The sequence below is a fragment of the Mucilaginibacter sp. JRF genome (genome assembly GCF_015223065.1).
In the GTDB taxonomy this organism is placed as follows: Bacteria; Bacteroidota; Bacteroidia; order Sphingobacteriales; family Sphingobacteriaceae; genus Mucilaginibacter.
Genome location: NZ_JADFBY010000004.1, coordinates 47,332 through 70,085, shown reverse-complemented (window position 1 = coordinate 70,085; position 22,754 = coordinate 47,332). Strand labels below are relative to the sequence as shown.

Genomic DNA, 22,754 nt, shown 5'->3' with positions numbered 1-22,754 from the left:
ACCGGGCTTTTATTTTTTGCCCTCCCGCTCATACAAACACTCTGTTGTCTGAGTAGTTATCCCTGAACTCATTGGGGGTACATCCTTTCTTGTTTTTAAAAGTACGGTTAAAGTTAGCCATATTATTAAAGCCGCATTTATACGCAATTTCTGATACGGAATGCGTAGTATCAATCAGCATGCGCGATACATGGCCAAGCCTGATCTCGTTCAAGCTGCTGATAAAGGTTGAGCCTGTGCGCTTACGTATAAACCTGCTGAACGATGCGCTGGGCATGTTGGCTATTTTTGATACCTCATCAAGCGTTATCTGCTTGTGAAAATTGGTGTTCATGTACTCGAACACGCGCTCAATACGGCGGCTGTTGTAGTTATCCTGCTTGTGCAGAAAGGTTGAGTCGGACAAGGTACGGTAATCCCGCGCTATGGATAGCTCGTTGAATATGGCGAACAGTTCCAGTATCGAATCAAACCCCGCCTGTTTATTAAGCGCCAGTATACGTGGAGCTATATGCTCAATGGTTTTGCGTGAGAACATGATGCCTTTCTTAGCCGCTTCTATCATGTTACGGATAAAGTTGAGCTGATTCCTTTTTAAAAACCGGTCATCCATCAAATCCTTATGGAATTGTATGGTAACCTCCGTAATCAGCGGGCTTTTGCAATGGTGCGTAAACCAGCCGTGCGGAAGGTTGGGGCCTACCAATACCAGTTCCATATCGGTTATTTCATCAATATGATCGCCAACAATACGCTTGGCACCGGCTGCATTCAGTATCATGTTAAGTTCCATTTCCTCATGATTATGCAGCGGAAAATTGAACTCCTGTTTTTCACGGGTAAATATGGTGAAACAGTCGCTCTGCGTCAGGGGAGTGATCTCCCGCGAAACATTCTTGAACATAGTTAGGGGTTATAAAGGTTATAATTGTATTGCAATATAGTTAAAAAACTATTATTTCAAATAGCTCATATTAAATAACTAAACATTCTTAAACCTGCTGAAATTAACTGATAGTTATATGTATTGCTGCCTGTTGAAATAATAGATAAATGCTTGCTTATATGTGCGTATCGCACATTTGGCCACGGGGTATAATTGTATCATTCCATCATGCAAAAAGTATCATCACGATCTTCAAAAAACATTTAGTGGATAAGCCCACAGGTTAATTGAATTGTTAATACCATGTTTGGTTAAAAAACTATTAAAACCATTACCGATGCCGCATTAATTTTGGTAGAGGTTCAAAATCAAGTAAAAAGGTTTTTTTATGCGGCTTTAAAGCGATAAATTACCAAAACAATGTTCGCACGAGATGAACATGACCAATTTATAGACCGCTTATTACAATTTAATGAAATTACAATTACTTGATGTATTGATACTGGTTTGCTACCTGGTAATGATGGTGCTTATTGGCTGGTATTACCGTAACAAGGCACGCCAAAATAAGGAGAGTTACCTGATGGGGGGCAAAAAGCTGCCCTGGTATATGCTCGGCCTTAGTGATGCATCGGATATGTTTGATATCAGCGGCACCATGTGGATGGTATCGTTATGCTTTGTGTACGGCTTTAAAAGCATCTGGATACCCTGGCTGTGGCCGGTGTTTAACCAGGTGTTCAATATGATGTTCATGGCCAAATGGCTGCGTCGCTCCAATGCCGATACCGGCGCCGGGTGGATGGCCACACGGTTTGGTATAAGTGGTGTAGGTGTAAAATCATCGCACGGTATTATGGTAGCCTTCGCGCTGATAGGTTGTTTGGGTTATCTGGCCTACGGGTTTGTAGGCCTCGGTAAGTTCGTTGAAATATTTATCCCATGGAATGTTGTTGAGCCTTACGTGCCATTCACCGTTCCGCCTGAGTATGTAGCTCATTTTTACGGAATCATATTCACGCTGTTCGCTATGTTCTACTCCATTTTAGGAGGGATGCACAGCATTGTACTGGGCGATGTGATCAAGTACGCCATCATGACGGTGGGCTGTATAGCCATAGGCATTATAGCCATGCAGCATCTTGATGGCAAGCAACTGAATGTACCCGGTGGATGGAACGACCCGCTGTTCGGCTGGAAGCTATCGTTAGATTGGAGCGGCATTGAACCCGAAGCTAATAAAAAGATAGCCGAGGATGGTTTCGGCATGTTCGGTATATTTTTTATGATGATGCTGTTCAAGGGCGTGTTTGCCAGTATGGCCGGTCCTGCGCCAAATTACGATATGCAAAAGGTACTATCGTCGCGCTCACCAAAGGAAGCCTCGAAAATGACGGGCTTTGTAAGTATTATCCTGCTGCCTATCCGCTACAGCATGATCATCGGCCTTACCGTGTTGGCCTTGCTGTACTATAACCAACTGGATGTAAGCACCGCCAACGGTACCGATTTTGAACGCATACTGCCCGCCGCTATCAACAACTTTTTGCCTGTAGGTATACTGGGTTTAGTGGTAACAGGTTTAATGGGGGCTTTTATGGGCACATTCTCCGGTACGCTGAACGCGGCACAGGCTTATGTGGTTAACGATATTTATTTGAAATACATCAATCCGCAGGCATCCAACAAAAATATAATAACCACCAATTACATAACCGGTGTAGTAGTGGTGGTAATAGGTGTGGCGTTAGGCTTTTTCGCTAAGGATGTTAACTCCATTTTGCAGTGGATAGTTGGCGCGCTTTACGGCGGCTACATCGCGGCCAATGTGCTTAAGTGGTATTGGTGGCGGTTTAATGCCAGCGGCTTTTTCTGGGGCATGGTATCGGGCATTTCGGCGGCATTGGTGTTCCCGTTCATATTTACGGGTTTGCCTTTGTATAACTGGCCCTTGCTCTTCCTGATATCTATTATCGGCTCCATAGCCGGTACTTACGCTGCCCCGCCGACAGATGAAAAAGTGCTGACCAATTTTTACCATACCGTAAGGCCCTGGGGCTTTTGGGGGCCGGTGCACGATAAGGTGATGCAGTTAGACCCGGCATTTATGCCCAATAAACGTTTTAAGCTGGATATGTTTAACGTGGTGCTGGGTATTATAGCGCAGTTGCTGCTAACCCTGCTGCCAATGTATGTAGTGCTTTGGATGCAGTTGCCTTTGCTGGTAACGGTTGCGCTGTTGGCGGTTATCGTTATCATCCTGAAAAAAACATGGTGGGATAAGCTGGAAGACTAAGAAAAAATGAAATTATCAATACGATGAATATATCTTTTAACGAGCGTTTGCAATATATACGCGGCGAGTACGAAGCATTGATAACACAGGCTAACGAACCTGTTGCTGATAACAACGGCATTTATCAGCGTTATAAGTACCCCATATTAACGGGTAAGCATGCGCCCTATTTTTGGAAGTATGATCTGAATCCGCTAACCAACCCCTTGCTGTTGGAGCGTATCGGCGTGAATGCTGCCTTTAACGCGGGAGCCATCAAATTTAATGGTAAATATTTGCTGGTGGCACGGGTTGAGGGTAATGATCGTAAATCATTTTTCGCAGTGGCGGAGAGCCCTAATGGCATTGATAATTTTCGTTTTTGGGATAAGCCGATATATGTAACCCAGCACCCCGATCAGGAAGCAGATACCAATATTTACGATATGCGCCTCACCGCGCACCAGGATGGCTGGATTTACGGTCTGTTTTGCACTGAACGCCGTGACCCTAATGCCGGCGCGGGCGATCAATCGGCAGCCATAGCGCAATGCGGCATAGTGCGTACTAAGGATATGTTGGACTGGGAGCGACTACCCGATTTGAAAACTCCATCGCCGCAACAGCGCAACGTGGTACTGCACCCGGAGTTTGTAGATGGCAAGTATGCTTTTTACACCCGTCCGCAGGATGGTTTTATTGAGGCAGGTACCGGCGGCGGTATCGGTTATGGTCTGGCTGCCGATATCACCAACGCCGTGGTTGAAAAGGAGTATGTAATAGACAGCAAGGTTTACCATACCATTAACGAGGCTAAGCTGGGGCTTGGTCCGCACCCTATAAAAACAGATAAGGGCTGGTTGCACCTGGCGCATGGTGTGCGCAATACTGCCGCGGGGCTGCGCTACGTGTTATATGTTTTTATGACGGCGCTGGATGATCTGACAAAAATAACCCATAAACCGGCAGGCTACTTTTTGGCTCCCGAGGGAGATGAAAGGGTGGGTGATGTATCAAACGTAGTATTCTCTAACGGTTGGATAACCGATGATGATGGCACGGTTTATATATACTACGCCTCGTCGGACACGCGGATGCATGTAGCCGTATCAAGCATTGCGCAATTGGTGGATTATACTATGAATACTCCGGAGGATGGCCTTACCTCGGCTGCATCAGTTGAGGCGATAAATGAATTGGTGGATAAGAATGTGACCTTTATATAAGGATCAGGAAAGTATATAAAATAATAAAGGCTGTACCGCAATGGTACAGCCTTTATTATTTTCTCTGAAAATGTAAAATTACATTTTAGCAGCAGTGTCAGCAGCAGCAGTATCAGCAGCAGCAGTGTCAGCAGCAGCGGTATCAGCAGCAGCAGTATCAACAACTGTAGTATCAGTAGCAGTTGAATCACCTTCTGATGAACCAGAACCTTTACAAGCAACAACTGACAAAGAGATAGCAAGGGCTAAAAAGCCGAATTTGAATGCATTTTTCATTTTAAAAATCTTTAAATAGTGATTAATAGTTTTACTTTAATACCCGAAAGTTTAAAAGGTAACCCGGTTTTTTGAAAAAAATTTAAAAAATTATCTTTCAACCTTTCAGGTGCCTCATTATTAGTGAGTTTTATTGCTGTTTACGCAATTACATTTTAGCTGTATCAGCCTTTGTAGTATCGGTAGTAGCAGTAGTATCGGTAGCAGGAGCGGCAGCGGTATCAGTAGCAACGGCGCCTGAATCTACTGCTGTAGTGTCAGAACCTACTGTGCTTGATGAACTTCCGCAAGCTGAAACTGCGATTGAGATAGCTAAGGCTAAAAAGCCGAATTTGAAAGCGTTTTTCATGATCGTTTTTTGTGTTTGTTTAAAGGTTAATACTTAAATATCAAAAAGGTAACCCCAAAAAAGCCATTTTGTTCAAATTTTTCGTTATAGATTACTGATTGATAGTGTTTTGTGTGAAAAATACCGGTTTGCCGGTAAAAAAACAGGGTTACTTTAATCAATCATCAGTATTAACAAGGGCTGTAACTTTTATCACATTAATTTTTTTTTGTGAATAATGGGTTACATTTTCGCATAAACTGTATTAAATAGTGAGTAGCAAAGCAAATAGTTCAATTCCAACGGATAGCGAGGTTATTTTAGGTATACTTAATAACTCCGATGTAGTTTTAAAGCGTTTATACCTGGCTTACTTTCCGATGGTATTGCAACTCATCATAAATAATAACGGCAGTGCCGACGATGCGAAGGATATTTATCAGGAAGCCGTTATCGTTCTTTATAATAAAGTAAAAGCCGGCAATTTTGAGCTGAGCAGCAAACTGAAAACCTATATATATTCGGTAAGCCGCAGGCTATGGCTTAAAAGATTAACACAGATGAACCGCTATGGCGGCGATCTGCGGGATTTTGAGGAGCACTTGCCGCTTGAGGAAGAAGACCATGAACAACATGCCGACCGCGACCTTCAATTTGGAAAGATGCAGGCAGCGTTAGGGCAGTTGGGCGAACCCTGTAAAACCATTATGGAGGATTTTTACATCCACAACCGGTCAATGCAGGAGATATGCGAGCGTTTTGGGTATACCAATGCCGATAACGCCAAAACACAAAAGTACAAATGCCTGCAAAGGCTAAAAAAGCTGTTTTTTCAGCAAAACTAAAAACAGAGAGTGATGAGTGATTACCGATTACTGGAACAAATTGACCGTTATATAAACGGTGAAATGAGCGGTGAGGAGCTGGCCAACTTTGAGCAATTGCGCAAGGATAACCCTGCTGTTGACAGCCAGATAAGTGAGCATCGCAATTTTTTAGGCGCGCTAAAACACTACGGCGAACGCCTTGACCTGGAGCAGCGCCTAAATGCTATACACGAGGAAATAGACGTACATACCCTGCACGAGGAGTTGATGATAAAACCATCGTGGATTGTAAGCCTGTGGCGTCATCACCATTCAAAAATATCTGTGGCGGCATCTATCGCCATATTCGCGGTGTTGACCACGTTGCTGTTAACCGGTGGCTTTAAAAAGCACGATACCGCGTATGTTGAGTTGAAAAAGGAGATAGCGAGTGTTCGTACTTCTACACTGTTACTTAACGAGCAAAGCCATAAAATCAAGCAGCAATTATCATCATCTAAGGATGGTAAAACAATAGTTAATCCGGGCAAGTTCAGCGGTACGGGCTTCGCGCTTACCTCAAATGGTTACCTGGTTACTAACTATCACGTAATTAAAGGTGCTGATTCGGTTTACGTACAAAATGTAGATGGCGAATCGTTCCATGCCAAAGTGATCTACTCAGAACCTGCGCAGGATATCGCTTTCTTGCAGATCAACGACGCATCATTCAAATCATTAGGCTCGGTACCATATAATTTTAAGCGCGCCAAAAGCGACCTGGGCGAAGAAGTATTCACTGTAGGTTACCCTGCTGACGTTATTGCCTTTAGCGAAGGCGCCTTAACTTCACCGGCCGGTTTTAACGGTGATAGTTCAGCTTATGAGTTATCATTACTGGCTCGTCCGGGTAATAGCGGTGGTCCGTTGCTGGATAATAAGGGTAACCTTATCGGTATCATCAGCGGTAAGCAAACATCTTACGAGAGCTTATCATTCGCTAAAAAATCGAGCTATTTATTAAAGGCTATTCAAAACATACCGTCAGATTCATTGGTGAAGCCGCTTAATCTGAATACACGTAACGGGCTTGCTGGTTTAAGCCGCACGCAGCAGATCAAAAAACTGCGTAACTACGTGTTTATGGTAAAGGTTTATAATTAATTACCATCACCCCCAAACCATATTACGTTGACCCGGCTCTTTTGCACTAAGCGGCCGGGTTTTTTATTTATACACTTTGCCTGCCTTTACTATATTTGAGGCATGGAGCAACCGCAAACATTACCCGTATTAACTGATACCGAACTGCGTGTGTTAGGCGCGCTGATAGAAAAATCGCGCACAACGCCCGAGTATTATCCGCTAACGCTGAATAGTCTTACCACGGCTTGTAACCAAAAAACAGCCCGTAAACCGGTGGTTGAGTATGATGAGGAAACCGTAATAGCCGCGCTGGATTCATTAAAGAAACGTACCCTGATATCAACAGTTGTTGGTGGTTCAAGCCGTGCTACCAAGTACAAGCATAACTTCGCGGTGATCTATCCATTGGTGCCTGCCGAGGTGGTGGTAATAGGTTTGCTTATTTTGCGTGGCCCGCAAACGCCCGGCGAGATCAATACCAACTCGGGCCGGATGTATGAGTTTGAATCGTTAGAGGAAGTACAGGAGATACTGGATAAGCTATCATCAGGCGATACCATCTACCTACAGCAACTCCCTAAACGTGCCGGACAAAAAGAAGTACGTTACGCTCATTTATTAGGTGGCGAGATCGATGTGAATGCTTATGAGGATGCCGAAGTATCGTCAGCACGTACATCATCATCAGGCGCTTTAGAAGCCCGTGTTGCTACTTTGGAGCAAGAACTGGCTGAACTAAAAGAAAATTTTAATAAGCTGATGAAAGAGCTGATGGGCTAAGCATCAGTTAAATGATTGCTTAAAGGCTACTAATACAGATAGATAAATATTCCTTTCCAGCGGGAATGTTGGCGGCTGATCAGGCCTGATGGGTACGCCGTTCTTGTAGTTTAAAGGGAAGAATAACGCCACAAAATCAGCCTGCGAAATATCGTACTTAAGCCAGGGGTGCTCGCGGTGTATCTCTTCCAAACGCATCTCAAACAGCGAAGCACTTAACGGATCTTTTGTCATCAGGGCAAATATAGTACAGTTAATTATAATAACAGGATATCAATGCGGTGGGCATGCACCAGGTTCAGATCGTCAGACCAGGAGAAGATCGTAAAATGCCCGTCCTGCGAGGCTACCAAGGCAATAGCATCATGCTGATCATACACAAACTGCGCTGCCGATAAATGCCTTGTTCCACCGGTTTGTGTAGGGTGTCGGCGTTCGGCGCGACCATCAACCACCGGTTCGCTAAAAATGATCTGCTCTATAGGCAGGCTATTCTCCGATCGGGATATCTTGGCACCAAAGGCCAGCAATTCATGATCCTGGGTGATGATTGTTGCCCCATCAACCGAAGTAAAGCCACCAATAAGTTGTACAGCCTGTAAAACAGCCTCCTGCCATTCCAAGGTGTCGCCATCTTCTTCCTCGCGCTGCATCAGGTTACTAATCACTGTATAGGCCGGGTTAACCGGATAGGTAACCGGCTGAACGATTGAGTCGCGCCATTGCTCAGAGTTAGGAGGTACCACCAGCACAATACCACCCCTGCCATGCAAGCGCATCACCGCTGCCAACTGCACCAGTATATTAACGCTTTTACCGGTACGGTAGGGCAGGGGCAAACCTAACAGCGATTTAAGCAACTGCGGGCAGCCATTAAGGCCCGAGCTTTCTTCGTCTATCATCTTTACATCGTCGCCTTTTAACACGGCCACGTTAACAAACTTGCCAAAGCCATCAATACGCTTGTGCTTTATTACCAGTAGGCCCGGCTCGGCAACCTCAAGTACAAAACAAATACCGGGTATTACGTGGGTAGTGCCCCATATATACAGGCTGTCATCATCAAACCAAACGCCCAGGTGTATGCCGGGCTGCTCAACCGCGGGGGCAAGTTTTATTAATGTTTGCGGGGTTAGGCGCAGCGGCTCGCCAAAGCTCAGGGGCTGATCGCACTGTTTAGGGTGCAGCAAGGCCAGTGATATTTTTGGCGGACGGCCTTCCTCTCGGCGCAGGCTTGCCCAAAAGGCTATATCAATAACGGCCTCAATAATATGGCTGCCGGGGTTATTGGCCACATTAAGCTCGCCTGTAAGTTTGGCAGCCTGAATGTGTTTATCAAAGTGAGCCTCAATAGTTGGGGCCACCATACGCGCGGCAAGATATGTTGGTTCTGAAAGCATAGCCAAAAAACGGTGGTTCGGTGTGTTTATATTATGCAAAACTAACATAATTGATTGGCAAAGCGTTTTGGGTAAGATCGATAAAATGTAAACATGCACAAACTTCGGTCATACCAGTATCAAATACATGTACGGGCTAAATTTCAGTGTTTGTTGGTATGATAAATGATGCTGACAGGTATCTGCCTATCATATCAATTTAAATCAAAAAAACATGACAGAAGTAAAAACAAGCCTCACTTATAATTTAGGGGGCGATCTGCAAATTAACCGTTTGGGCTATGGTGCCATGCAGCTTACCGGCGATGGCGTTTTTGGCGAAGTTGCCGACAGGGATAATGCCATAAAAGTGCTGCAAGCCGCTGTTGAGCAAGGTGTAAACTTTATTGATACGGCCGATGCTTACGGCCCGCATTTTAACGAAAGCCTGATAGCTGATGCCCTGCATCCGTACAAGCAAGGGCTTGTAGTAGCTACCAAGGGCGGCTTTAACCGCCCGGGGCCCAACAATTGGGTGCCCAATGGTAAACCCGAATTTATTGCCGAAAATATTGAAGGCAGCCTTAAGCGCCTTAAGCTTGATACTATTGACCTTTGGCAACTACACCGTATTGACCCGAAAGTGCCGGTTGAAGATACCCTGGCCCCGGTTGTTGACGCGGTAAAGGCAGGTAAAATAAAACGCGTAGGCCTGTCGGAAGTTGGCATTGCCGAAATAGAGCAGGTACAAAAAATATTGCCAATAGTATCGGTACAAAACCTGTACAACCTGGGCGAACGCAAATGGGAGGCTGTGCTGGATTATACCACGCAAAATAATCTGGCATTCATCCCCTGGTTCCCGCTGGCTTCGGGGCCTGATTCGCTGGCTAATAAGATAGAAAAAATAGCCGCGGCACACAATGCCACCACCGCCCAGGTAGCGCTGGCCTGGTTGCTTAAACGTGCTGATAATATTCTGCTGATACCGGGCACCAAATCAACAGGCCACCTCACCGAGAACTTACAGGCGGCCAATATTGAGCTGACCGATGAGGAGTTTGAGCAATTATCGGCATAATCAGCTATCCATATATAGTAAACAAGGCGCATTATAAAACGGTTCGCCTTGTTTGTTGCAAACCTTTTTTACGTGCCGATTGTGTTTTAAACAGCTATGCGTATAAAAAGGCTCACACTATGTTTTGTGTTTATATTGGCGTTAATGGTAGGTAATGCTTATGCTCAGTTTTCAGATAGTACCCACTATAGGTGAAATTATACCTCATCAGGCTCCATCAATAAAACAGCCGATGGTACCGCGTACCTGTTAAATAACGGTGCACGGTTCGGCATTAAAAAGAAGGATGTTTCCCTCAACTTTACCAATACCTGGATATACGGCCGCCAGCAGGATGAGCTGACCAATAACGATTTTTCAACCATGTTCGATTTCAACTTGTACAAAACCTTTCCGCACTTTTTTTACTGGGGATTGGCTAATTATAACACAAGTTATTCACTTAAGATAAATAACCAATTACTCACCGGCTTGGGCATAGCATATAACCTGATCGACAAACCTGACTCATGGCTGAACATAAGTGATGGTATACTGTATGATAAAAGCGACCTGATGCTGAACGGTACCACGCGCGAGGATTATCACACCTTTCGTAACTCGTTAAGGCTGGCATTCAGATTTAACATTAAAGGTTTTGTGGTGTTGGAGAGCAGCACTTTTTTGCAAAGCTCATTAAACAAGGGCGATGATTATATAGTGCGATCGACTAACTCATTATCATTCAAACTGAATAAATGGCTGGCCCTAACCACAGCGCTGAACTATAATCGCCAAAACCGTACAAACAGCGAAAATTTACTATTTACTTACGGCCTCACACTCGAAAAGTACTTTAAATAATTTAACACTAAATGTGCGTTTTTGGGCTGAAAACGCAATAAGTGTCAAAAAAACATTACATCAAAAACTGCTCAAAACGGCTATTTTTTGCTCTAAAAACCTCACGAATTTGATACTGGAACAAAGCGTATCAAAATTTTGTGGTTATAACGTATTAAAAAACGTTTGTGGCTGATAATAAGCATACATAACCTAATTATCACTTGTTATTAAAGCGTTTCAAAATCAACATAAATAACTAAAAATCAGTTATTTATGAAAAATTTATTTGCTTTTTACTTTTTTACTTTGATAAATTTGAGCTGTTAAGCGGTTCCATCTTTGACCAATTATAGGGCCGCTTGCTAACCATTTAACTCTTATAAACCAATAAAACTTATGTGCAGAGAATTGTACCAATGGCTTGCCTATGGCTGATGGGCGGTTGTTATTGAAAAAGCATCCCGCCAATTGATGCTTACCTATTTCCAACATCCAACAATTATTAACTAATTATCCATGAGAAAAAAACTTACTTTTTTACTGTTTCTGCTTGTAGCAGGAATTACTACAGCCATGGCCCAAAACATTACCGTTAAAGGCAAAGTGGTCGACCAAAATTCACAGCCGTTGCCCGGTGTATCGGTAACGGTTAAGGGTACACAAACCGGTACCTTAACAGATGTGGGCGGTAACTATACCCTGAACGCGCCATCAAACGCCACGCTGGTATTATCGTACATTGGTTATGATACGCAGGAATTAGCCGTATCTGGCCGCAGCAGCATCAACGTTACCATGACCGAGGGCGTAAAAAGCCTTAACGAGGTGGTGGTAGTAGGTTACGGCACGCAAAAAAAGAGCGTGGTTACCGGTTCAATTTCGCGCGTGAAAGCAAGCGACCTGGAAAACCAGCAGGTAACCCGTTTTGATCAGGCTTTGCAAGGCCGTACATCAGGTGTTACGGTGGTAGCCGGTTCGGGCGCGCCAAACGCGGCACCTATCATCCGTGTGCGTGGTATCACCTCTATCAACAATACCGATCCGTTATATGTGATAGATGGGGTGGTGAGCCTGAACGGTGGCCTCGAAAACCTTAACCCTAATGATATCGAATCAATCGAGGTTTTGAAGGATGCATCGGCGGCTATTTATGGTTCGCGTTCATCAAACGGTGTTGTGCTGGTTACCACCAAAAAAGGTAAATCGGGCGCGCCAACCCTATCATACAATGGTTATTACGGCACGCAAAAAGCCACGAAACAATTTGATGTGGTTAACGCTACACAATACGCTACGCTGCGCAACCAGGCGGTAACTAATGATGGTGGCACTGCGCCATTCGCTAACCCCGGCCAATACGGCACAGGCACCAACTGGCAGGATGTTATTTTTGGCGAGAGCGCTGCCATCCAAAACCATAACCTGATGGTACAGGGTGGTACCGATGCCAGCAAATACTATGTATCATTCGGTTATCTCAATCAGCAGGGTATCGTATTGTCGGATATATCGAACTTTAAGAAATACAACTTTACCGCCAATACCAGCTTTCAGCCTAAAAAATGGCTTAGCGTAGGCCAAAACTTTGCTTACACTTACACCCGTAACCAAAGTAACTTTAGCACTAACAACGAGTTTGGCGGTCCGCTAAGTTCATCATTGAACCTTGACCCGATCACACCGATATTAGCCGCTCAGGAAGATCTGAATGGTACTCCTTATACCGATAAACCGGTTGTTAAGGATGCACAAGGTCGCCCGTATGCTATATCAAAATACGTTGGCCAGGAAATGAGTAATCCGTTGGCGTATCTTGAAACACAACGCGGCAACTACGGCTGGTCGCACAACTTATTGGGTAACGCTTTTGTAGAGATACAACCGATTAAAGGCCTGCGTTTAAAAACTCAAATTAACGGTAAGCAAGCATTTTGGGGCAGCCAGTCATACACTCCGCTGTATTACTTAACTACTCAAAATAATAATACCACTAACCGCAGCGCGTCAAGAGGTAGCAACCGTAACCTTACCTGGAACTGGGATAACACCATATCATACAACCGCCAGATAAGCAAGCACGATTTCACAGTATTGTTAGGTACCAGCGCGCAGGAGCAAAGCGAAGTTGGCCTGAGCGGTACGTACAACAACCTGCCGGTTGATGATTACCGTAAAGTATCATTCAACTATGCTTTACCTAACGAAAACCGTATAGCGTCATCTTACGAAGCTCAACCTTACCGTGTGACTTCAATATTTGGTCGTGTGAATTATAGCTTTGATGAGAAGTACCTGTTCACCGGTATTATCCGTCGCGATGGTTCATCTAAATTCGGTTCAAACAATGTGTATGGTACCTTCCCATCGGCACAGGTTGGTTGGGTTGCCACACGTGAGGATTTCTTCCCTAAAAACTCATTTGTTGATTTCCTGAAAGTGCGTGCATCATACGGTGAGGTGGGTAATGAGTTATCATTAAGTACCTTCCAGTATACCTCGGTTGTTGCCGGTGGTAGCAACGCGGTATTTGGTCCGGGTGGTTTGGTAATAGGTAATTCGCCGCAAGGTCCGCAAAACCCTAACCTGAAATGGGAATCAACCAAAACCACTGATATTGGTTTCGACGCGGTGATCTTTAAAGATTTCAACGTTACTGTTGATGTTTACCGCAAGCTAACCTCGGGTATGCTGCAAAGCTTTAACCTGCCGGGTTATGCCGGCTATAACGGTCAGTTTTTTGACAATATCGGCGATCTGGAAAACAAAGGTATTGAGTTAGAAGTTGGCTACAACGGTAAAAGCGGCGACTTTAAATACAACGTAAGCGGTAATATCTCTTACAATAAAAATGAGGTTACCTTCCTGGGTTCAAGGCCATATATTGATGGTGGCTCATTCCAAAACTCAAGCTACCCATTGTTCCGTACTCAAAGCGGACAGCCGGTAGCATCGTTCTACGGTTTCCAGGAGTTGGGTACATTTAAATCTCAGGCCGAAATTGATGCCTATACTTTAAACGGCACCAGAATTCAGCCTAATGCAAAACCCGGTGATTTTAAATGGGCTGATAACAATGGCAACGGCGTGATAGACGAAGGTGACCGTACCTTCCTGGGCAGCCAATTGCCAAAATGGACCTACGGTATCAACCTGCGCGGTAATTACAAAAACTTCGACATGATGGTATTTGGTCAGGGTGTTTGGGGTAATAAATTATTCCAGGGCTACCGCAGGTTAGATATTGCTACGGCCAACTATTCAACCGCGGCGCTTGATGCCTGGACTCCTCAAAACGCAGGCAGCAACTATCCACGCCTTAGCGATCTGGACCCGAACAATAACTTCAAAAATCCATCAAACTTCTATTTGCAAAGCGGCGCGTACTTCCGCATTAAAACTTTGCAATTGGGTTATACACTGCCTACAGCCGTGTTAAGCAAAATAGATGTTAAAAAGGCGCGCATCTTCATCAGCAGCAATAACCTGGTTACCATTACCAAATACGATGGTTTTGACCCTGAAATTGCCGGAAGTATTGACCGCGGTATCTATCCGCAGGCACGCACCTTTATGGTTGGTTTAGATTTTACACTATAAACTGAATTTAAAAAATTGATCGTCATGAAAAGAAAATACATTATATGCGGCTCAGTGGTATTGATGGGACTGGCCGGGTTTGTATCCTGCAAAAAATCGTACCTGGAAACAACACCAGCAGGCCAAACGCTCGAAGCTAATTACTATAGCACACCCGAGGAAATATTTACCGGCGTAGTAGCCGCTTACGATCCGCTGGTTACCGAAACCGGTGGTTTAAATAACACTTACTCAGGCCCGCTCGGCCCGCTCAATGCCGCCTCTGATGATTGTGTAGCCGGTGGTGGTGGCCCAACTGATATGAGTACCTGGCAAGCCTGGAACAACTATACCGTAACACCGGCCGTTGGCCCGCAAGGCGAGTACTGGGGGCGTAATTTTAAGGGAGTTAGCCGTTGTAATATCATCCTTTCAAAAATGGAACCGGCTACTTTTTTGGATGCCAATACCAAGAAACGCTACATTGCCGAGGTTAAATTTTTACGTGCCTACTATTACTTTTGGCTGGTACGTTTGTTCAAAAACATTCCGCTTATTGTGCAGCCATTAGAGCCGCAGGATGTTTATACCCAACTACAAGTAGCGCCCGAAGCGGTTTACGCGCAAATTGAGGCCGACCTGAATGCCGCTATCCCTGATCTGCCGGTAACTGTACCAACCGCTGAGAACGGCCGTGTTACCAAAGGCGCGGGCATTGCCTTATTAGGTAAGGTGTTTTTGTACGAGAAAAAATGGACGGAGGCCGCGGCGCAGTTAGCGCAGGTAAATGGCACCACTCCGGGTGGTACCACAGGTACTTATGGCTATAAGCTGCAAACCAACTTTGGCCAGATATTCAGTCCGGATAATAAGTTTAACAGCGAATCAATATTCGAGCTGAACTTTACCGGTTCGCAAAGCTATAGCTGGAGCAACTGGAACCAGTTTAAATCGAACGTATACGTGCAAATGGTTGGTCCGCGTGGTTACAATGGCCCAACTTACTGGGGCGGATGGGGCTTTAGCCCGGTAATGACCGGCCTGGTCACCGCCATGAAAACCGACCCGCGTTATGGTTATACCGTTGCAAACATTGATAGCTTGACCAAAGCAACAGGTACCAGCTACGAGGCAAGCTACCAAAACACCGGCTATTTTATTCAAAAGTACGCGCCGCTGCAAAAGTATAAAGCGCCTACCGGTACTGCCGAGCTAAACTTCCCGAATAACTATATCGAGATCAGGCTGGCTGATACTTACCTGATGGAAGCCGAGGCATTACTGCAAGGTGGTGGCAGCGCTGCCCGCGCGTTGGAGTTGCTAACTGCCGTGCGTGCAAGGGTAGGGCTTACACCGGTACCGGCCACATTGCAAAATGTGTATAACGAACGCCGCTTTGAACTGGCTACCGAAGGTCACCGCTGGTTTGACCTGGTGCGCACTGGCCAGGCTGCAACCGTGCTGGCATCAAAAGGCTACAAAACCGGAACAAGCGATATACTGCCAATTCCGTTACAGGATATGCAGAATACCCAGTTAAAGCAAAACCCAGGTTATTAATTAATAAACACACATGCTGTTCACTAACCGCTCGCAAGGGGTGGTTAGTGAATTTTTTGAACTTTGCCCATGATAAAAATTAATACCTCCATATTACTTTGTGCCTTTACCGGCCTGGTGCTGATAGCCTGCGGCAGCAAAAAAAGCGACCCGGCGCCCAACATCGGCCCTATAAAGAACGAACCGCCTACCGATAAGGGCTGGGAGTTTGAAACCACGGCCTCATTTGCCGAGGAGTTCAATACCGATGGCAAACCTAACGATGCCAACTGGATGTATGATACCGGTGGTAGTGGTTGGGGCAACAACGAGTTGCAATTTTATACCAATACCGAAAACAATGCATCCATAAAGGATGGCATACTCACCATTACGGCCAAAAAAGAGGCTATGCAGGGCATGAACTATACATCATCGCGCATGGTATCAAAATTTGAGCATAGCATTAAGTATGGCAGGGTTGAGGTTCGCGCTAAATTACCTGCCGGGCGTGGTACCTGGCCGGCTATTTGGATGTTGCCCGATACTTATGAGTATGGCAGCTGGCCTGCATCAGGCGAGATAGATATTATGGAGCATGTGGGTTACGATCCTAAAAATGTGCATTTCAGTATCCACAACTCGGTGAACTTTGGCGGCAACTCTAAAACATCAGGCCGGATGATTGAAACCGCGTTAACCGATTACCATAAATACCGGGTAGACTGGACGCCATACGCGCTCCGTGGATATTATGATGATACGCTGGTGTTCACTTTCGTGAATGATGGTAAAGGCTCATCAACCTGGCCGTTCGATCAAAAATTTCACTTGCTGCTTAATGTTGCCGTTGGTGGTAACTGGGGTGGAGTGCAAGGGGTTGATGATACGGTTTTCCCGGCAAGTATGCAGGTTGATTATGTGAGATTTTATAAAATGATAGATAAATAAAGGCACACACCACCGCTTTTACATAACACAAAAATAGTATCGAAAAAAAAGCATTGTTAAAGCCCGAAAGCTGTAACAACGGCCATCGGCTTGCCTAAAAAGATCATTTACCGAAAAAATAACCCCTATGATGAAAAGTGTTACATACCCATTTTACACCCTGTTGCTGCTGGTTGGCATAGCTGGTGGGTGCAGTAAATCGGGCTCAAATAGTCCCGACCCGGTTGACCCGGTAGTACCGCCGCCGGTTACACCCGTAACTACCGATGTTGACTTTTGGCTTACCAAGGGCGACAGAACATCGCTGTTTGCCAAGCAGAATGTAGCTATATTATTTAAGCAGGAAACCAATAGCAATGCCACCATTGAGGTGGATAGTACACAAACCTACCAACCGGTTGATGGCTTTGGCTTCGCGCTTACGGGCGGTAGTGCCATGCTCGTCAATCAACTGAACGCAACCGATAAAGAAGCCCTGATCAGGGAACTTTTTGGTACCGATGGCGGTGGAATAGGTATAAGTTATCTGCGGGTAACCCTGGGCGCGTCTGATCTGAGCGTTGCGCCTTTTACCTATGATGAGATAACAACCGGCGTAAGCGATACCGAACTAAAGCAGTTCAGCATCGATATGGAAAAGAAGGATCTGATACCGGTATTGAAAATGATACTGGCTGTTAATCCTGACATAAAAATATTAGCCAGCCCATGGACGGCCCCAACCTGGATGAAGGATAATGAGGGCTATTATGGCGGCAGCCTTAAAAAAGAATACTACAGCGTTTACGCCCAATACTTTGTAAAATACATTAACGCCATGAAGGCCGAAGGCATCACCATTGATGCCATTACACCGCAAAACGAGCCATTGAATGCTTACAATAACCCAAGCATGTTCATGTCATCGGCAGACCAAAAGATATTTGTGCGTGATAACCTGGGCCCGGCGTTCGAGTCGGCAGGCATCAGCACCAAAATACTGATCTACGATCATAACCTCGATCACCCGGAATATGCTACCGATATTTTAAGGGATGCAGCCGCGGCTAAATATATTGATGGTTCGGCGTTTCACCTGTATGGCGGTAACATCAACGCCATGAGTACGGTACATGATGCCGCGCCAACCAAAAACGTATATTTTACTGAGCAGGCCACCTTTGGCAACGGTAGTTTTGATGGCGATTTAAAATGGCATACAAGCAACCTCATTATAGGCGCCATGCGCAACTGGAGCCGCAACGTTATTGAATGGAACCTGGCCTCCGACCCGCAGTTTGACCCGCACACTGTTGGTGGCTGCGATGCCTGCCAGGGAGCCATCACGGTAGGTAACTCGGTAGCGCGCAATGTATCGTACTACATTGTGGCGCATGCCTCCAAATTTGTAAGGCCGGGGTCGGTACGTATCGGCTCAACTTCAATTAACGATCTGCAAAGTGTGGCTTACAAAACGCCGTCGGGCAAAAAGGTGCTTATCGTATTTAATAATACCGCCAATACGCTAACATTCAACATTAAGTATAACAACAAAATTGCCGCGAGCACGCTGGCAGGCGGGGCGGTAGGTACTTACATCTGGTAATAAAAACACAAAGCCACTTAGGTTTATAAAACTCAAAATACATGCGCAACTTACACAAATTAGCCGCCGTGCTGCTTATATCGCAGCAGTTATGGCAACAGGCACTGGCACAAACGGCGGCCTCGCCGGTGGCCGGTAAAACGGTAAAGGTTTACACCACGGCCAAGGATACCAAGTTCAGATTATCCGAAACCGAAACGCTGAATTTTACCCCCAACCCGCAGCCTTTTGAAACCGAGGCTTGCATTTTTATCGACCCGGCAAAAACATTCCAATCGGTATTGGGCATAGGGGCGGCGCTTACTGATGCCTCGGCCGAAACCTTTTACAAGTTGCCCAAGGATAAGCAGCAGCAACTGCTGACCGACTTTTACGATACCGATAAAGGTATAGGCTACACGCTTGCCCGTACCAACATACAAAGCTGCGATTTTTCGAGCGGGAGCTATAGTTACGTAAAGGGGGGTGACGCGGCACTTAAAACCTTCAGCATACAGCACGATAAAAAGTATCGCATACCATTTATTAAAGAAGCTATAGCGGCTGCGGGGGGTAAGATAACCATGTACGTTAGTCCGTGGAGCCCACCCGCGTTTATGAAGGATAACAACAACATGCTGCAAGGCGGTAAGCTAAAACCCGGTTTTTATCAGCCATGGGCTAATATGTATGTAAAGTTTATTAACGCTTACGAGAAGGAGGGTATACCGGTGTGGGGGCTATCGGTACAAAATGAGCCGATGGCTAAACAAACCTGGGAATCGTGCATGTACACTGCCGAGGAGGAGCGCGATTTTGTGAAGAATTACCTGGGCCCAACGCTGCACAAAAGCGGTATGGCTAACAAAAATTTGATCGTGTGGGATCATAACCGCGACTTGTTGTACCAGCGTGCTACCACCATCCTGTCTGATCCGGAAGCGGCCAAGTACGTATGGGGTACTGGTTTTCACTGGTATGTGCACGATGTTTTTGAGAACGTAAAACGAGTAAAGGAAGCCTTTCCGGATAAGAACCTGATTTTTACCGAGGGATGCAGCGAACGCTTTAACATGGAGCGCATTAACGAGTGGCAGTGGGGCGAAATGTACGGCAAATCAATGGTGAATGATTTTAACAATGGTGTAGTAGGATGGACGGACTGGAATATATTTTTGGATCAAACCGGTGGCCCTAACCATGTAGGCAATTTTTGCTATGCGCCGGTACATGCCAACACCAAAACCGCCGAGATCACGTATATGAATTCGTACTACTACATTGGCCACTTCTCTAAATTTGTTAAGCCGGGTGCCAAGCGCATCATCAGCTCATCAAACCGTGATAAATTGCAAACCACAGCCTTTGTAAGTCCCGAAGGTAAGCTGGTGGTAATAGTACTTAACCTGAGCGATGATGAATTGCCGTACCAACTATGGATAGCCGGTAACGCTGCTAAAACCAAAAGTTTACCGCACTCCATCACCACACTTGTTGTACAATAATTGTTAAATTTGTTTACCATTATAACCAAACAATAAGTCGTATTAACCAAACATGAGGGGTAAAAGGATCATTCTTTTTTCAGGGATATTTTTGTTGCCCCTCATTTTTATATTCTCGCAATGCGGTAATCTGTTTAGTAAGGAGGAAGCCGACCCACGTGGTAACCTGTACGCGGGTAGTGCATCATGCGTAAAATGCCATAGCGATGTTTATAATAATTACCTGCACACGGCGCATTTTCAAAGTACACGCGATGCGGCAGACAGCACCATTCAGGGTAATTTTATGGATGGCCATAACAGCTTCACGTTTAACGATAGCCTGAAAGTAGTGCTGGAAAAGCGGGCTAACGGTTTGTTTCAGGTTGGTTATGTTAATGGTAAAAAGCAGCAGGAGCAACGTTTTGATATTGTATTTGGCGGTGTAAAGGCCGAAACCTATTTGTATTGGAAGGATAGCACAACTTATCAGCTACCCATATCGTACTTTAAGCGCCTGCACAACTGGACAAACAGCCCCGGCTATGATACCACCCGTATTGATTTTGGGCGGATGATAGGCAAGCGTTGCTTTGAGTGCCATAGCTCGTACATAAAACAACTGCCGGGGCAGGTGCAAAGCCTTGCCGCTGTGGTAAAGTTTGATAAGGCTACACTGATAAACGGTATTGATTGCGAGCGTTGCCACGGCCCTTCGGCTAATCACGTTAATTTCCACAGCGATTATCCGGAGGAGAAGAACGCGAAGTATATAGCCACTTACGCATCGTTATCGCGGCAGCAAAAAATAGACATGTGCGCATCGTGCCACTCGGGTAATAACAGTATGCCGGTACGGTCAATGTTTGCTTTTAAACCGGGCGATACATTGTCGCATTTTTTAGAAACCGACTATTATCCTACTGTACGTACCGATGCCGCGCAGTTAGATGTGCATGGCAACCAAAGCCAGATGCTGGGTGCCAGCCAATGCTTTATCCAAAGTAAAATGGATTGTAACACATGCCATAACACGCATGTAAAGGATAAGGGCAATGTGGCCCTGTACTCGCAGCGCTGCATGAGCTGCCATAAGGCCGATGGACACAATTTTTGCAAAATGGCGTCGAAAATAGGTGTTTCAATAAAAAATAATTGTGTGGACTGCCATATGCCCGAACGTCCGTCGGCTATTATTGCGGTGCAAACATCAGCGCAGGGCAGGGCTGCCCCTTATTATGTACGCACGCACCGTATAGCGGTATATCCGCAGGAGGTGGAAAAGGTTTTATCGTTCCTGAACAAGAAGTAAATTCCGAATAAAATTCACATATTTAAGAACCAATTAACTGCCTTATTTATGAAGAAAATATTACCTGTATTGGCCATGCTTTTGGCCATATTTTCGGTGCGATCATTCGCGCAAAGCGAATTTATATCCGTAAAGGGAAAAGACATTATCGGTACCGATGGTAAGCCGTTTTTGATACGAGGTACCAACCTGGGTAACTGGCTGGTGCCCGAGGGATATATGTTCAAACTGAAAGGCATCAACTCGCCAAGGCTTATTAACCAGGCATTTGCCGAGATGATAGGTCCGGATGATATGCACGTTTTCTGGAAACAGTTTTTAGATACCTACATCACTGCCGAGGACATTCATTACCTGAAAACTACAGGCATGAACTCCATACGCATACCCTTCAACTACAAGCTTTTTACCAATGAGGATTACATGGGCGACAACGATGCCACCCGTGGCTTCAAATACCTGGACAAGGCCATTGCCTGGTGTAAAAAGGAAAACCTGTACGTGATACTGGATATGCACTGCGCCCCCGGCGGCCAAACCGGCGATAATATTGATGATGGCTATGGTTACCCGTTTTTGTTTGAGAACAGGCCGAGCCAGTTGCTCACCATCAAGATATGGAAGGAGATAGCTAATCGCTACAAAAACGAAAGCATCATATTGGGTTACGATTTGCTGAACGAGCCTATTGCCCATTATTTCAAGGTTGACAGCCTGAACCCATACCTGGAGCCATTGTACAAAGAGATCACTCAGGCCGTACGCACGGTTGACAAGAACCACCTGATATTTTTAGGTGGCGCACAGTGGGACAGCAATTTTAAGCCATTCGGCCAACCGTTTGATAATAAGCTGGTTTACACCTTTCATAAATACTGGACACCAGCCACTATCGATGTAATTAAGGATTATATTGATTTTAGGGACAAATACAATGTGCCAATATACGTTGGTGAAACGGGTGAGAATACCGACGAATGGGTGCGCGATTTTCGCATACTGCTGGAGAAAAATAACATTGGCTGGCATTACTGGCCATATAAAAAGATGGATAACGAGCGCGGTTTCCGCACATTCGCGCAGCCGGAAGGTTATGACAAGGTATTTGATTATACCGAGAAGAACCGCCAAACCTTTGAGGACATACGCAAAGCCACACCCGAAGACCGTAAGAAGATAAAGGAAGTACTTTTTAAGGTATTGGAGAACAGCAAATTTGTAAACACCAAGCCTAACAAGGGCTACATTGAAGCGCTGGGACTTACAGCCGGACAATAGTTTTTTAATTGTGCCGATAAAAAAGCTATGTTTGCAGCATAA

At 45.3% G+C, this 22,754-nt stretch carries 20 protein-coding genes; 14 read left to right on the top strand and 6 right to left on the bottom strand.

Features of this window, described 5'->3' with window-relative positions; translation table 11 throughout:
* Positions 1–28: 28 nt before the first annotated feature.
* Entirely contained in the window at positions 29–904 is an 876-nt protein-coding gene (locus IM792_RS11635; protein WP_194102039.1) for an AraC family transcriptional regulator, read from the bottom strand.
* A gap of 454 nt (positions 905–1,358) precedes the next feature.
* On the opposite strand from IM792_RS11635, the gene IM792_RS11630 reads away from it, so the two are divergent.
* Positions 1,359–3,182 (top strand): sodium:solute symporter family protein, encoded by a 1,824-nt coding sequence (locus IM792_RS11630; RefSeq protein WP_194102038.1) that lies wholly within the window; start codon positions 1,359–1,361, stop codon positions 3,180–3,182.
* 23 nt (positions 3,183–3,205) lie between these two features.
* On the top strand, positions 3,206–4,387 hold the full coding sequence (locus tag IM792_RS11625; RefSeq protein ID WP_194102037.1) for a glycosidase: 1,182 nt from the start codon (positions 3,206–3,208) through the stop codon (positions 4,385–4,387).
* Positions 4,388–4,465: 78 nt separating this feature from the next.
* On the opposite strand, the gene IM792_RS11620 is transcribed toward IM792_RS11625, so the two are convergent.
* The gene (locus IM792_RS11620) at positions 4,466–4,663 is read right to left on the bottom strand and encodes a hypothetical protein (RefSeq protein ID WP_194102036.1); all 198 of its coding nucleotides are present in this window, start codon (positions 4,661–4,663) and stop codon (positions 4,466–4,468) included.
* 148 nt (positions 4,664–4,811) lie between these two features.
* Complete coding sequence (locus tag IM792_RS11615; protein ID WP_194102035.1) at positions 4,812–5,012, bottom strand: hypothetical protein; 201 nt, start codon at positions 5,010–5,012, stop codon at positions 4,812–4,814.
* A gap of 251 nt (positions 5,013–5,263) precedes the next feature.
* Between IM792_RS11615 and IM792_RS11610 the strand changes: the two genes are divergently transcribed.
* The 3 genes from IM792_RS11610 to IM792_RS11600 all read left to right on the top strand — a co-directional run bounded on the left by IM792_RS11610 (position 5,264) and on the right by IM792_RS11600 (position 7,723).
* Positions 5,264–5,836: a sigma-70 family RNA polymerase sigma factor gene (locus IM792_RS11610; RefSeq protein WP_194102034.1), complete on the top strand. Its 573-nt coding sequence runs from the start codon at positions 5,264–5,266 to the stop codon at positions 5,834–5,836.
* A gap of 12 nt (positions 5,837–5,848) precedes the next feature.
* A complete protein-coding gene (locus IM792_RS11605; RefSeq protein WP_194102033.1) occupies positions 5,849–6,961 on the top strand; it encodes a serine protease in 1,113 nt (370 codons plus the stop codon).
* A gap of 102 nt (positions 6,962–7,063) precedes the next feature.
* Positions 7,064–7,723, top strand: a complete 660-nt coding sequence (locus IM792_RS11600) for a YceH family protein (protein WP_194102032.1) — start codon at positions 7,064–7,066, stop codon at positions 7,721–7,723.
* Between the two features lie 3 nt (positions 7,724–7,726).
* Here the strand turns inward: IM792_RS11600 and IM792_RS11595 are convergent, their stop codons facing one another.
* Together IM792_RS11595 and IM792_RS11590 are read right to left on the bottom strand one after the other, a co-directional pair.
* Positions 7,727–7,957, bottom strand: a complete 231-nt coding sequence (locus IM792_RS11595) for a hypothetical protein (RefSeq protein WP_194102031.1) — start codon at positions 7,955–7,957, stop codon at positions 7,727–7,729.
* A 23-nt stretch (positions 7,958–7,980) separates the two neighbouring features.
* Positions 7,981–9,123, bottom strand: a complete 1,143-nt coding sequence (locus tag IM792_RS11590) for a putative sensor domain DACNV-containing protein (RefSeq protein WP_194102030.1) — start codon at positions 9,121–9,123, stop codon at positions 7,981–7,983.
* Positions 9,124–9,337: 214 nt separating this feature from the next.
* Here IM792_RS11590 and IM792_RS11585 point away from each other — a divergent pair, with 214 nt between their 5' ends.
* The gene (locus IM792_RS11585; protein WP_194102029.1) at positions 9,338–10,183 is read left to right on the top strand and encodes an aldo/keto reductase; all 846 of its coding nucleotides are present in this window, start codon (positions 9,338–9,340) and stop codon (positions 10,181–10,183) included.
* 197 nt (positions 10,184–10,380) lie between these two features.
* On the opposite strand, the gene IM792_RS21290 is transcribed toward IM792_RS11585, so the two are convergent.
* Positions 10,381–10,548 (bottom strand): hypothetical protein, encoded by a 168-nt coding sequence (locus IM792_RS21290; protein ID WP_228085051.1) that lies wholly within the window; start codon positions 10,546–10,548, stop codon positions 10,381–10,383.
* Between IM792_RS21290 and IM792_RS11580 the strand changes: the two genes are divergently transcribed.
* The 8 genes from IM792_RS11580 to IM792_RS11545 all read left to right on the top strand — a co-directional run bounded on the left by IM792_RS11580 (position 10,499) and on the right by IM792_RS11545 (position 22,712).
* Positions 10,499–11,026, top strand: coding sequence for a DUF481 domain-containing protein (locus tag IM792_RS11580; protein ID WP_347343813.1), 528 nt, complete (start codon positions 10,499–10,501; stop codon positions 11,024–11,026). The two genes, IM792_RS21290 and IM792_RS11580, sit on opposite strands and share 50 nt — an antisense overlap.
* 498 nt (positions 11,027–11,524) lie before the next feature.
* Complete coding sequence (locus tag IM792_RS11575) at positions 11,525–14,605, top strand: TonB-dependent receptor (protein WP_194102028.1); 3,081 nt, start codon at positions 11,525–11,527, stop codon at positions 14,603–14,605.
* 24 nt (positions 14,606–14,629) lie between these two features.
* Complete coding sequence (locus tag IM792_RS11570; protein ID WP_194102027.1) at positions 14,630–16,144, top strand: RagB/SusD family nutrient uptake outer membrane protein; 1,515 nt, start codon at positions 14,630–14,632, stop codon at positions 16,142–16,144.
* 69 nt (positions 16,145–16,213) lie between these two features.
* Positions 16,214–17,074 (top strand): glycoside hydrolase family 16 protein, encoded by an 861-nt coding sequence (locus IM792_RS11565; protein WP_194102026.1) that lies wholly within the window; start codon positions 16,214–16,216, stop codon positions 17,072–17,074.
* Positions 17,075–17,201: 127 nt separating this feature from the next.
* Positions 17,202–18,659 carry a glycoside hydrolase family 30 beta sandwich domain-containing protein gene (locus tag IM792_RS11560; RefSeq protein WP_228085044.1) on the top strand — a complete coding sequence of 486 codons (1,458 nt, stop codon included), beginning with the start codon at positions 17,202–17,204 and terminating at the stop codon, positions 18,657–18,659.
* 41 nt (positions 18,660–18,700) lie between these two features.
* Positions 18,701–20,143 carry a glycoside hydrolase family 30 protein gene (locus tag IM792_RS11555; RefSeq protein WP_194102025.1) on the top strand — a complete coding sequence of 481 codons (1,443 nt, stop codon included), beginning with the start codon at positions 18,701–18,703 and terminating at the stop codon, positions 20,141–20,143.
* 94 nt (positions 20,144–20,237) lie between these two features.
* Positions 20,238–21,434 carry a multiheme c-type cytochrome gene (locus tag IM792_RS11550; RefSeq protein ID WP_194102024.1) on the top strand — a complete coding sequence of 399 codons (1,197 nt, stop codon included), beginning with the start codon at positions 20,238–20,240 and terminating at the stop codon, positions 21,432–21,434.
* Positions 21,435–21,482: 48 nt separating this feature from the next.
* A complete protein-coding gene (locus IM792_RS11545) occupies positions 21,483–22,712 on the top strand; it encodes a cellulase family glycosylhydrolase (protein WP_194102023.1) in 1,230 nt (409 codons plus the stop codon).
* Positions 22,713–22,754 lie beyond the last annotated feature (42 nt).

Excerpts from the sequence above, each read along its gene's own strand:
- IM792_RS11635 (WP_194102039.1), bottom strand. The coding sequence starts at position 904 with ATGTTCAAGAATGTTTCGCGGGAGATCACTCCCCTGACGCAGAGCGAC.
- IM792_RS11620 (WP_194102036.1), bottom strand. The coding sequence starts at position 4,663 with ATGAAAAATGCATTCAAATTCGGCTTTTTAGCCCTTGCTATCTCTTTG.
- IM792_RS11545 (WP_194102023.1), top strand. The coding sequence starts at position 21,483 with ATGAAGAAAATATTACCTGTATTGGCCATGCTTTTGGCCATATTTTCG.
- IM792_RS11565 (WP_194102026.1), top strand. The coding sequence starts at position 16,214 with ATGATAAAAATTAATACCTCCATATTACTTTGTGCCTTTACCGGCCTG.
- IM792_RS11600 (WP_194102032.1), top strand. The coding sequence starts at position 7,064 with ATGGAGCAACCGCAAACATTACCCGTATTAACTGATACCGAACTGCGT.
- IM792_RS11625 (WP_194102037.1), top strand. The coding sequence starts at position 3,206 with ATGAATATATCTTTTAACGAGCGTTTGCAATATATACGCGGCGAGTAC.
- IM792_RS11590 (WP_194102030.1), bottom strand. The coding sequence starts at position 9,123 with ATGCTTTCAGAACCAACATATCTTGCCGCGCGTATGGTGGCCCCAACT.
- IM792_RS11605 (WP_194102033.1), top strand. The coding sequence starts at position 5,849 with ATGAGTGATTACCGATTACTGGAACAAATTGACCGTTATATAAACGGT.
- IM792_RS11585 (WP_194102029.1), top strand. The coding sequence starts at position 9,338 with ATGACAGAAGTAAAAACAAGCCTCACTTATAATTTAGGGGGCGATCTG.
- IM792_RS11560 (WP_228085044.1), top strand. The coding sequence starts at position 17,202 with ATGATGAAAAGTGTTACATACCCATTTTACACCCTGTTGCTGCTGGTT.
- IM792_RS11555 (WP_194102025.1), top strand. The coding sequence starts at position 18,701 with ATGCGCAACTTACACAAATTAGCCGCCGTGCTGCTTATATCGCAGCAG.
- IM792_RS11630 (WP_194102038.1), top strand. The coding sequence starts at position 1,359 with ATGAAATTACAATTACTTGATGTATTGATACTGGTTTGCTACCTGGTA.
- IM792_RS11615 (WP_194102035.1), bottom strand. The coding sequence starts at position 5,012 with ATGAAAAACGCTTTCAAATTCGGCTTTTTAGCCTTAGCTATCTCAATC.
- IM792_RS11575 (WP_194102028.1), top strand. The coding sequence starts at position 11,525 with ATGAGAAAAAAACTTACTTTTTTACTGTTTCTGCTTGTAGCAGGAATT.
- IM792_RS21290 (WP_228085051.1), bottom strand. The coding sequence starts at position 10,548 with ATGGTTGAAAAATCGTTATTGGTCAGCTCATCCTGCTGGCGGCCGTAT.
- IM792_RS11570 (WP_194102027.1), top strand. The coding sequence starts at position 14,630 with ATGAAAAGAAAATACATTATATGCGGCTCAGTGGTATTGATGGGACTG.
- IM792_RS11595 (WP_194102031.1), bottom strand. The coding sequence starts at position 7,957 with ATGACAAAAGATCCGTTAAGTGCTTCGCTGTTTGAGATGCGTTTGGAA.